The organism is Okeania sp. SIO3I5 (assembly GCF_010672085.1).
Lineage (GTDB): Bacteria > Cyanobacteriota > Cyanobacteriia > Cyanobacteriales > Microcoleaceae > Trichodesmium.
Window position 1 is genome coordinate 26,580 of record NZ_JAAHHT010000072.1, and the last position, 12,128, is coordinate 38,707.

Annotated in this window: 7 protein-coding genes; 4 read left to right on the forward strand and 3 right to left on the reverse strand. The window is 35.5% G+C overall.

All coding sequences use genetic code 11. From position 1 onward, the window contains the following. Nucleotide 1 precedes the first annotated feature (1 nt). Nucleotides 2-2,722 (forward strand): LAGLIDADG family homing endonuclease, encoded by a 2,721-nt coding sequence (locus tag F6K40_RS17635; protein ID WP_293138091.1) that lies wholly within the window; start codon nucleotides 2-4, stop codon nucleotides 2,720-2,722. Between the two features lie 123 nt (nucleotides 2,723-2,845). After that, nucleotides 2,846-4,393, forward strand: coding sequence for a helix-hairpin-helix domain-containing protein (locus F6K40_RS17640; RefSeq protein WP_293138093.1), 1,548 nt, complete (start codon nucleotides 2,846-2,848; stop codon nucleotides 4,391-4,393). Between the two features lie 966 nt (nucleotides 4,394-5,359). On the opposite strand, the gene F6K40_RS17645 is transcribed toward F6K40_RS17640, so the two are convergent. Further along, nucleotides 5,360-7,012: a YcjF family protein gene (locus F6K40_RS17645; RefSeq protein ID WP_293138095.1), complete on the reverse strand. Its 1,653-nt coding sequence runs from the start codon at nucleotides 7,010-7,012 to the stop codon at nucleotides 5,360-5,362. Between F6K40_RS17645 and F6K40_RS17650 the strand changes: the two genes are divergently transcribed. Continuing rightward, complete coding sequence (locus F6K40_RS17650) at nucleotides 7,012-7,137, forward strand: hypothetical protein (RefSeq protein WP_293138097.1); 126 nt, start codon at nucleotides 7,012-7,014, stop codon at nucleotides 7,135-7,137. The two genes, F6K40_RS17645 and F6K40_RS17650, sit on opposite strands and share 1 nt — an antisense overlap. A gap of 1,291 nt (nucleotides 7,138-8,428) precedes the next feature. Beyond that, entirely contained in the window at nucleotides 8,429-10,663 is a 2,235-nt protein-coding gene (locus F6K40_RS17655; protein ID WP_293138098.1) for an amino acid permease, read from the forward strand. 421 nt (nucleotides 10,664-11,084) lie between these two features. On the opposite strand, the gene F6K40_RS17660 is transcribed toward F6K40_RS17655, so the two are convergent. After that, on the reverse strand, nucleotides 11,085-11,483 hold the full coding sequence (locus F6K40_RS17660) for a response regulator (RefSeq protein ID WP_293138100.1): 399 nt from the start codon (nucleotides 11,481-11,483) through the stop codon (nucleotides 11,085-11,087). A 284-nt stretch (nucleotides 11,484-11,767) separates the two neighbouring features. After that, on the reverse strand, nucleotides 11,768-12,128 hold a 361-nt coding region (locus F6K40_RS17665; RefSeq protein WP_293138102.1), incomplete at its 5' end, for a transposase.

The window sequence follows — 12,128 nt, forward strand, 5'->3', positions numbered from 1 at the left end:
TTTGGAGTCTTCCCGAGAATTATCTACCTTATCTAGACCGACTAATTTCTTAGATAGACACAAGTGGGAAAATCAGAAAAATTTCCGAGAAAGACATCTACAGATTTTCCCTTTGACTTTGGCAACTCCTTCGGAAAATTCCATTTTTCAGACAGATACTTCGAGTCGGAAAAATTTGGAGTCTTCCCTAGAAAAAGCTATCTTATTTAGACAGGCTAATTTCTTAGGTCAACCTCAGCAGGAAAATCGGGAAAAAGTCAGAGAAAACTATCTACAGATTTTCCCTTTGACTTTGACAACTCCTGCCGAAAATTCCATTTCTCAGACAGATACTTCGAGTCTCCAAAATCAGGAATCTTCCCTGGAAAAATTTACCTTATCTAGACCGACTAATTTCTCAGATAAATCTCAGCAGGAAAATCGGGAAAAAGTCAGAGAAAACCATCTACAGATTTTCCCTTTTCCTTTGACAACTCCTTCAGAAAATTCCATTCCTCAGACAAATACCTCAAGTCTCCAAAATCAGGAGTCTTCCCTAGAAAAAGCCACCTTATCTAGACTGACTAATTCCTCAGCTAAACCTCAGCAGAAAAATTGGAAAGAGTCAGAAGAAATCTACGAAAAAAATTATTTACAGGATGTCAGACTTGTTTATGTTATCTCTGTGGAAGAAGCAGGAAAAGCAGAATGTTTTGACTTGGAAATGGAAGACCAAGCTTCGCCTTATTTTCTAGCAGAAGGAGTAGTTGTTCATAATTGTTACCAAGAACAAATTATGAAAATGGCTCAAGATTTGGCAGGATATTCTTTGGGAGAAGCAGATTTATTACGTCGTTGTTTGAGTGGTTCTACAAAAGTAATAGATGCAGCAACAGGTAAATTGGTTAGTCTGAAAGAAATAGCTGCTAAACCTGAGTATTGGTTGAGTCGAAAAGTCTTTTCTTTAGATATCAAAAGTCAACAAATTGTGCAAAAACCAATAACAGAAATTCATCCTAATGGTGTGCGAGATGTTTGGGAAATTACCACTCGTACAAACCGGAAAATTAAAGCTACAAACGACCACCTTTTTTATACAGTTTTAGGATGGAAACCTTTAAAAGATTTTTCTGTAGGCGATCGCTTAGGTTTACCAAATAAAATTCCGATTAATCATGGCAGTGAAATATCTGATGCTCAAATTAAATTTACTGCTTATTTAATGGGTGACGGACATCTATCTACTAAGAGTCCTTCGTGTAGTTATTTCTGTAATAGTGATGCGGAATTAATTGCTGATTTTAATCGCTGTGCAGAAGAATTATTTGGTTCTTTAGCACCTATCGATAAACAACTCCATCAAGGCAAAAAAACAGTTAGTTATGTTCGTATAGGTTTTCTTTCAGCTTTTAATAATTGGGTAGATAATCATCTCAAACTTACTAATTCACGGGATAAAGAAATTCCTGATTGGGTATTTTCTTTGTCTAAGAGTCAGTTACAACTTTTCTTAGGAATTTTATGGTCAACAGATGGTAGGGACGTTGCATACAACATCCCTACAGACAAAAAAATTGGGCATACAGATTACAACTCTACCTCAGAAGTTTTAGTCAGACAAATCCAACATTTACTTCTACGTTTAGGTATAGTTTCTCTGTTCAATATTAAGAAGATAAAATATCAAGGTAAACCTTATCTTTCTTATCAAGTTCAAATTACAGGACGTGAGGATATGCTCAAGTTTTGTGAATTGATACAACCATATTTAAGTAGTTACAAAAAGGAGCTTTGTCAAAGTTGTTATTTAGTTACTCAAGATATAGAATTTCTCAGACTTATAAGGTATGGTTCTTTTTCTTCTTTCCTATTTTCTGGAACCAGAATTACTAATTCCTACTCCCTACTCCCTACTCCCTACTCCCTAAGAGAAAAAAATCAATCTAAACATTGTCTACTTCCAGAAATTCTTACTCTAATTGCACAAGCTAAAAAAGCTAGTGGAATGACTTGGGTAGAAATAGATAAAGCTGTCGGTGTATGTCGTGACACAATGTCGTCAGGTTTAAATTTTAAAAATACTCTAACTAGGAGTTTATCCCGTCATAAAGTTAATAATTTTCCGACAGCTTTTGCAGATGAAGAATTAAAATCAATTGCTAATTCTGAGGTTTTTTGGGATGAGATTACTTCTATAGAATATATTGGCAAAGAAGAAGTTTTTGATTTAACAATTTCCGAAACCCATAACTTTATTGCTAATGATTTTATAGTTCACAACTGCATGGGTAAAAAGAAAGTTTCAGAAATGGAAAAGCATCGAGAAATATTTATTGATGGTGCGACTCAAAGAGGAGTTCTTTCTGCAGTGGCAGAAGATTTGTTTGAACAGATGATTAAATTCGCTGAATATTGTTTGACTTATGAGACAGAAATAATGACTGTAGAATATGGCGCTATTCCTATTGGTAAAATTGTAGAAGATCGAATTGAATGTACTGTTTATACAGTAGATAAAAATGGATATATTTATACACAACCAATCGCTCAATGGCATAATCGGGGTATGCAGGAAGTTTATGAATATAGTCTGGAAGATGGAACAGTAATTCGGGCAACACCAGAACATAAGTTTATGACTGAAAATGGTCAAATGCTGCCTATTGATGAAATTTTTGAGCGTAATTTGGATTTGAAATGTTTAAGGAGTGTAGCAGAATGGGAATTTCCTATCGTCAGTTAAAACCTCAATTGAAGCAACAGATTATTTAGGTATTTCATTACCCCCTGAAATGCCAAGAAATTCTAGATTTTCTCTGGGATTACAAAAAAGCAAAAATAGAACAGATTTTCAGGAGTTATTTTCGTGGTTAAAATTGTTTCTCGCAAGCTGGCAAAAACAGAAAATGTTTATGATATTGGTGTAGCTAAAGACCATAATTTTGTCTTAGCAAATGGGTTAGTTGCTTCTAACTGTTTTAATAAATCTCATTCCACAGCTTATGCTTATGTAGCTTATCAAACTGCTTATTTAAAAGCTAATTATCCAGTTGAATATATGGCAGCTTTACTAACTGCTAATAGTGGCGATCAAGATAAAGTACAAAAATATATTGCTAATTGTCTGAAATTTAATATCGAAGTCGAACCGCCGAATATTAATAAGTCAGAAGTAGATTTTACTCCCTTGCCAAAAGTAGCAACAGGAGAAACAAAAGATAAAATTTTATTTGGATTATCTGCAGTAAAAAATGTAGGTGAAGGAGCAATAGAAGCAATTTTAGAAGCAAGAAAAGAAGGTGGAGAATTTAAGTCTTTAGCCGATCTATGTGACAGAGTTAATCTTAACGCTCTTAATAGTCGGACTTTAGAATCTTTAATTAAATGTGGCGCTTTCGATAAAATTGAACTAAACCGTAAACAATTAAAGGAAGATTTAGAAGGTGTAATGAAATGGGCGCAAGATAGAAATAAAGACCGAGATATCGGGCAATTAAATTTATTTGATGTGGCAGAAAAAACAATGCCTGCTTTTGATTCTGCTCCTAAAACTTCACCCGTTTCAGATTTTCCAGCTAAAGAAAAATTGCAGTATGAAAAAGAAATTCTCGGATTTTATGTATCCGATCATCCTCTCAAATATGCACAAGAACAAAATCAAATTCAGGATGCTATTTCTATTGCTCAAATGCAGGAAAAAAAATCTAAGTCAGCTATAAAATTATTGGTAATGTTGGCTGGAATTAAACCTCATATTACGAAAAAAGGAGACCGAATGGCATTTCTGCAAGTAGAAGATATGACTGGGCAAGTAGATGCAGTAGTTTTTCCAAAAATATATGAAGCAATTAAAGATTTACTGACAGAAAATGCTCTTTTAGTTTTGAGTGGAAAAGTCGATCATAAGGATGATGAAAGTCAGTTATTAGTAGATACTGCAGAAGCGGTAGAAAAGGTAATGTCAGATGCAGTTGAACAACAGGAAAAACCAGTGACAGAATTAGATAATTATCAAAATGAATCAACAGATGAAGAGAGCAAAAATTATCAATCTATTACAGAAGTAGAAAAACCAGTAGAGCAATTAGAGAGTCAAAAAAATCTTCTCAAACAAGATGCGGAATTATTAATAACTGAAAATGGTTCTACTCAACCAAGACAAATAATTATCTTGCAATTGCCAATAGATAAGATTCCAGAAGATAATTCTTTGTTTGAACAGATTAAGGCTATTTTGAAAGAACAATCTTCTGGGGATGAGGAAAAAGCAAAGGTGGCAATAAGGGCATTAATATTTGATGGAAAAGAACAAGAGTTAGTACAATTCGGTCGGGAATTTTGGGTAGAGGATGGGGAGGCAACTATTAATAGTTTTAAAGCTAAAAAGCTTGAGGCAAAGATTATTGCTTACTAAGATTATGTAATAGTTGAAGTGTCGTCTAACTAAGTATTAGGTACCCAAATATTTTTAAGATTTATAATTAGGTTTTCCCGTCAAATATTTCTATCCATCTCTGCTCAATGGAAAGCAAGCAACATTTTCATTTTCTGAAGCACCCAAAAAAAATTGCATGGATTTTCGGTTGCATCCTCACAAAAATTCTGATAAGATAAATGTTAGTTGGGGTAACTCGCCTATACGCATGACTATTTATTCAACTAAAAATTTCCCTTAGAGACCATAAAAAATTCAGGAACTAAGTCCATTATCAATTCAATTAAGAATAAGAAGAGCGATCGCCAACTCCCTAACTTTTAAACTCACCCAAAAAATGCCTAATCCTCCTCAATGGAAAACCACCAACATTTTCATTTTCTAAAGCACCCGAAAAAAACGCGCGTCAAAGGATTTTTAGTTGCATTCTCACCAAAATTCTGATATTATAAATGTAGAGGCGGTACTTCGCCTATACGCATGACTTTTTATTCAACTAAAAATTTTGCTTAGAGACAATAAAAAATTTAGGTACTAAGTCAATTATTTATTAAACAAATAACATAATATTATCCGTGTATCCGTGCCCAAATCCGTGTCTTGCACCTCCATTTTTCCAATCACCAATCCTCCAAAAATTTCCCTTAGAGACCATAAAAAATTCAGGAACTAAATCAATTATTTATTAAACAAATAACATAATATTATCCGTGTATCCGTGGCAAAATCCGTGTCTTGCTCATCCATGTCAAAAATCCCTGTCTTGCACCTCCATTTTTCCAATCACCAATCCTCCAAAAATTTCCCTTACAGACAATAAAAAATTCAGGAACTAAGTCAATTATTTATTAAACAAATAACATAATATTATCCGTGTATCCGTGGCAAAATCCGTGTCTTGCTCATCCATGTCAAAAATCCCTGTCTTGCACCTCCTTTTTCAAATCACCAATCCTCTCTTTTAGCTCTACTTTTTGTTTCCCAATCATCAGAATCACCAACTTTTTTACTAGGTTGAGACTGATAATTTATTTCAACCTCTTCCTCATCAAATTCCGACTCAGTTTCAACCTCTTCATCATCAGAATAAATATTAGTCAAAGGTTCAACAACCTTAGCGATCGCATCCTGAATAAACAACCTTACAAACTCATCCTTTTTTGTTAACTCAAACTGTTTTTGTACAACCTCCGTAATCCCCCCATCACCCCAATCTTGATTCTGACTAAAATATTCAATAAAACTCTTCCCAGCAATTCTAGTCAAATAAGCAGCACTTACCCCTTGAATAGCCTTACCAATAATAAAAGTAGCTACATTTAACTGTAAAGCAGTAGAAATTAACTTGATTACCCCTTCCACAATACCCAAACTAGCAAAAGTTTTTGCCAAAGAAATTGCCAATTCTTGCCCCCTTTCCAAATTTAATTCACAACCATAAACCTTACCAATTTCTATCACCATTTGAGCATTAACTGCCGCCGTCGCTAACACATCCACCACAGGAATAGGTGTAGCTGCTATCACACCCCCTCCTATCCATTGAAATTTCTCCACCACCTTTTCCCCACGTTTTCTTCTTTGAGCATCAATTAAACCCCTTGCTTCCTCCCCCAAAATTTGAGACTGTAGCAAAATATTATCAGCAATTAAATCTTCCCCTTCCAATCGCAAAACTGCCGCCAAACGTTCAATTAAACCTACAATATTTGCTTCTGGTTGATAAATTTCACCAGTTTCCAGACGCACAGAATTAGGATGAGCAGCGATCGCCACAATATCCATCTTACTAACAACTCCTAACAATCTTTCCCTAAGTCTAACAACGATCGCCTCCTTATCTTCCTCAGTGTAAAGATCAGTTTTGTTAAAAACTAAGAGCGATCGCTTACCAATTTCCGCCAAACTCTTCAAAGCAAGATATTCCGACTGCTGTAGATCGTTATCAACCACAAACAACAAAAGATTAGCTTCCGTCGCCAAAACTTTTGCTATTTGACTCCTTTCCGTACCTGCTATCCCCGCTTCCAAAATACCCGGTGTATCAGTAATCAAAATTTCCCTTTCTAATGCTGACAATTTTAAACGATAGGTTTCTCCTACTTTTGTCGAACCCATCGGTGCTTCCACCCTTCCTACCATTCGCCCCATCAGGATGTTAACCACAGAAGTTTTACCAGCCGAACCAGTACCAAAAACTACAACTTTTATATCACCTTGTGCTATACTATTTTCTATTTTTTGAGAACGATTCAATAATGCTTGTCTAGCTACCTCATCTTGTATGGAAATTATTTGTTGCCTAACTGCCTTCAGAGATTCGGAAACTGCCTCAGACTTAACAACAGGTTTGGTAATTTTTGATTTTCGTTGTCTTTTACTTTTAGGAATTGTGTATAGTCTCAGATAATAGACAAGAGTAAAAAGGACAATTCCCATAAGGACGATTAACAACAGTAATAATAAGTTGGCCACAACTGGAGGAGCTGACCATAAAATTTGACTGTACAACCATGACAGAGAACTAATTAGCCAAATTATCAATAATAAGATAAAACTGGAACCAAAAATTAATATTAACAAGCGAGAAGTAGACATTGACTTCTATAAGGAGTAGGGGAGTGTGGGAAGTTTGGGAGGTGTGGGAAGTGTGGGAAGACTGGGATTGTAGGAGAAATAATTTTTCCTTGATTTTTCTGCCTCGCGTTACCCCAAAGTCCTAACTTTATACAGCTCTTTTCACCGAAAAACTGATACTTTTTCACGACTTAAAGTGGCTAAAACCTTTATCTGTAAATGCTTTGATATTTAATCAGCAAACCCTAGGTAAGGATGTTGTATGCAAAGTCCCTACAGAGTAGTTAGGAGGAATGGGAAATTATAGAGGAGGTAGTTGGAGGTTTGAGGTTATATCAAAATATATTGACACGGTAAGCTTAATGTTGCTTGTTCGATTTTGATGTCACAAATACTTTCAAAGTTATGATGCCAAATAATTCCTTGAAATTACTATCAAGTCAAAGTTTTTAGTAGAGGCAATCTTACTTTTTACCTCTCTTACTTTTGAATGCATGACTTCTCTTAGTTATGATACCAAATAATTCCTTGAAATGTAGCATTCAACTATTAGCAGTCAGCTCGAGTTCAATAAAAATGAATCAAGCAAGAATTCGTTTATCCTCTAACACATTTTTAATCCATAAATTGAAGCAAAAGAACGAAGAGTTTGAATTTTTAAACCATACAATTAAAGTTAATGAAGCTGAAACCTGACGGCTGAATGTTTACCTTTAAATTACTATCAAGTCAAACTTTTCAATCGATCCAATCTTAACTTTTCACCTCTCTTAACTGGGGAACTATTGAATGAGTAAAATGTAGAAAATTCAAGAAAATGCTAAATATTAAATAGTTGTGCATTTTAGTAATTTCCTAGTGGAAAGAGGGAACACTTAACTAGGAACAGGGAGTCAAAAAGATGTGTAATTAATTTTGCTTATGAACTTAATTATTGAATACTAATTCACTTAATTTGATGTCACAAATACATTCAAAGTTATGATGTCAAATAATTCCTTGAAATTACTATCAAGTCAAAGTTTTCAGTAAAGGCAATCTTACTTTTGACTTCTCTTACTTTTGAATGCATGACTTCTCTTATACCAAGCGTGAAAAAAGAATGTTACAAGTAATAAGAGCGATCAAAAAACTTGCTGATTGAGATGTTTTTTTGACGAATTCAATAAGTTATGAACTAAGAATGGCGTCGAAGCTATTCCCATTTGACTCCTTAGGACCTACGGACGTTGCTTGAGCATTAATGCTAACGTCCCTACCTCCTTACTCCTTAAAAAAACGAGATATTTGTAGCAAACATTTATCAAATTGGTATTAGTTATGATGCCAAATAATTCCTTGAAATTACTATCAAGTCAAAGTTTTCAGTAAAGGCAATCTTACTTTTTACCTCTCTTGCTTTTGACTTTTGACTTTTGACTTTTGACTTTAAATATTATGAAACCATTTAAAAATGCCAACCCACCAGAAGAAACACAAGCAACCCCCAAAACCTCTCCCGAACCTATTAATGAAACAGGTTTAGGAACATTCGGAGGTGTATATACTCCCTCAATTTTGACAATTTTGGGTGTAATTATGTACCTCCGCTTTGGATGGGTAGTAGGTAATGTAGGTTTATTAGGGACTCTGCTTATCGTTACTCTGTCCACAGGTATTACCTTTCTCACCTCTTTATCAGTTAGCGCGATCGCCACAGACAAAATAGTTAGAGGTGGGGGAGCATACTATATGATTAGTCGGTCTTTGGGTCTAGAAACCGGTGGTGCCGTCGGAATACCCCTTTACTTTGCCCAAGCTCTATCTGTTGCCCTTTATACAATTGGTTTTGCAGAGAGCATAGTAGATGCTTTTGGTAACTTTAACCAACTTTATGTAGCCTTAATTACCACAATAGCTGTAGCAGTATTGGCCTTAACTTCAGCAGAAATTGCTATTAAAGCACAGTATTTTATCATGGCAGCGATCGCCTTATCCCTAATTTCATTTGCATTTGGACATCCCCTAGAAACAACAAGTATACAATTTTGGGCAGATCCAGGCCAATCTACAGAATCTTTTTGGACAGTTTTAGCAGTCTTTTTTCCAGCAGTAACAGGAATAATGGCAGGAGTCAGTATGTCTGGAGACTTGCGAGAACCTAACCGTTCTATTCCCACAGGTACTCTGGCAGCAGTTGGTACAGGATATGTAATTTACATGATATTACCAATTTTCCTGGCCATGCGTGCCGACTCAGCTACCTTAATAGAAAACCCCTTGATTATGAAAGAAATGGCTTTTTGGGGACCAGCTATTCTATTTGGAGTTTGGGGAGCAACTCTTTCCAGCGCTATTGGTAGTATTTTGGGCGCTCCTAGAGTTTTACAAGCATTAGCAAGAGATGGAGTATTACCACGTTGGTTGTCTTTTCTAGGTAATGGCAGTGGACCAAATGATGAACCTCGGATTGGTACAGCAGTAACTTTAGGAGTCGCTACTGCCACAGTCTGCATTGGCGACTTAAATATTATTGCCCCAGTGCTGACAATGTTCTTTTTGACAACATATATGGTTTTGAATGTCTCAGCAGGAATAGAAGGCTTTTTACAAAGTCCATCTTTCCGTCCTACATTTAAAGTCCATTGGTCATTATCAATGTTGGGGGCCTTCGGTTGCCTAGCAGTGATGTTTTTGATTAATGCTATAGCTACAGTTATTGCTGCGGTTATAGTGTTGGCCATCTTTATCTGGCTACAACGACGGGAGTTAGAGACAACTTGGGGAGATGCCAGACGAGGAATATGGATGGCCTTGGTACGGCAAGGGATTTTGCAAATTGGAGAAGAAGATACTAAAAACTGGCGTCCTCATATTTTGGTATTGTCTGGGATACCGAAAAAACGCTGGTTGTTGATTAAGTTTGCAGATGACCTAACTCATAACCGAGGGATGATTACGGTTTGTAGTGTTTTGCCCAGTTCATCTCGGGATGTTTCTCAGCAGAGTGATATGCAAGAAACTATTCGTGAGTATGTGGAAAAGCGTGGAATACAAGTCTTGGTGAGAGTTGTAACAGCTACAGACTTTCTTGATGGGGCCAAACTGTTGGTCGAAACTTATGGTATTGGGCCACTAACACCAAATACAGTGGTGCTTGGAGATAGTCAAGAACCTTCTCGTCGCGATCGCTATTGTCAGTTGATAGGTCATATTCATAAAGCCAAGAAAAATGTGGTAATTTTACGGGAGAATAGCGACCGTGGCTTTGGTCAATATCGTCGAATTGATGTTTGGTGGGGTGGTTTACAAAATAATGGTGGCTTAATGTTACTTTTGGCCTATTTGCTGCGTACTGATATAGATTGGCGGAATGCTGAAATTCATTTGAAACTTGTAGTTCCTGAAAAAACTGCAGTTCAAACAACCCAAGCAAATGTTGATAGTCTGACTCAAAATTTACGCATTGGTGCAAGTTCTCAGGTTTTGGTTTCTCAAGGTCGTCCTTTTTACGATATTTTGCATGAGTCTTCTCAGGATGCTGATTTGATTTTTCTTGGTATTCGGACTCCAGGGGATAATTTTACCGAGTATTATGAGGATTTACAGTCTAAAACTCTTGGTCTTCCTAGTACAGTTTTTGTTCTGGCAGCTCCAGGTTTTTCTTATGGTGAAGTTCTCAGCGATCGATAATTAGACATCTCCAGAAAAGAGGGAACAAGAAACAGGGAACAGGTGGGAGTAATATCAAATCCGGTTAAACAGTTATAGATTGCTTCAGTCTTGATTGAGTCAGGAGTAATGAGTCAGGAGTAATGAGTCAGGAGTAAGGAGTCAGGAGGGGAGAGGATTACAAAGATTGAGTAATTATGACGATTTGAGATTTTTTTTATGTCCAATCAAGCTGATTTGATATAATTGATAATTTATCAATAAGAATTGATTTGATTTTTCATTTTTGGATAAGTCTATTGATTGTGATTAGATTTATATATAGCAGTCGCCATTAGTCGCCATTACTATTAGGAGATTCTCGCTTCTCTCAAATAGTAGTCATAGCCAGAATTCTAAATTCTGAATTCTAAATTCTAAATTCTGAATTCTAAATTCTAAATCAATCTTCACTCAAAAATGACTTGATATGATTGACAAACTCTTGATGATCCACTACTGGTTTAGAAATATAACCATCAGCGCCACTTTCCCGCAAAAAATTTTCTCGATCGCCTGACATAGCGTGAGCAGTAACTAAGAGGATTGGTAGTTTATCTGTTTGAGGGTCAGATTTAAGAATTTGAGTAATTTTAATTCCATCAACAGCTTTACCTTGATAAAAGCTATGAGCTAGAGAAACATCCATCAAAATTAAGTCTGCTTCCTTTGACTTAGCAATTTTCACTACTTCTTCTACATCTTCTGTATGTTTTACAGCTAAACCACCTCTTTTTGTCAAAATCTTGGAAAAAACCCTAGCATTAACTTGATCATCTTCTACAATCAAAATAGTGTTCATCTAATTCTCCTACTAAATACCTGTGAGTTTAATAACTGCCATCATCAAGTTTAGAGTTTGTAAGTTTATAGACAAATATTAATCTATAATATCAACTCACTTTTCCAGGTGTTACCCTGAATGGAATTACTCCTAATAACAATTCAAAATTCAAGACAATTAGTGGTGGCAAGTAAGCGCCACTAATTCAAGACCACCAAATTCAAGATTATGGTGGGGGTTTATACCTAAAATTAATCAATTTTTCCTAATTAATTTTGAATTTTGCATTTTGAATTTTGCATTCAAAAAAACGTCACACAGGGACTTTTTAACTTATCTTTGTATCTTGGTAATCTTGGTTTCCCTAGATATTTATGAGGGTTTTTTGAGTAATCTTTGATGGAGGCAAAGAAAGAACTCCAACATCTATCGACTAATCTAATTATTTGACAACTCACCTTACTTGGTATTGCTTTATAGTCAACAGACTCTTTAATTAAATGGTAAGTTTTGGCAGAGTTTAAATACTTCTGGTGAAAGATAAATTCTTGTCTAACAATATAATTCACTGCATTAAATAAATTTTTTGACAAAAAGCATAACTTATCTATTTCTTGATAATTAGAATGATTCGGCTTAATTATATGTTTTTCAATCAGTTTC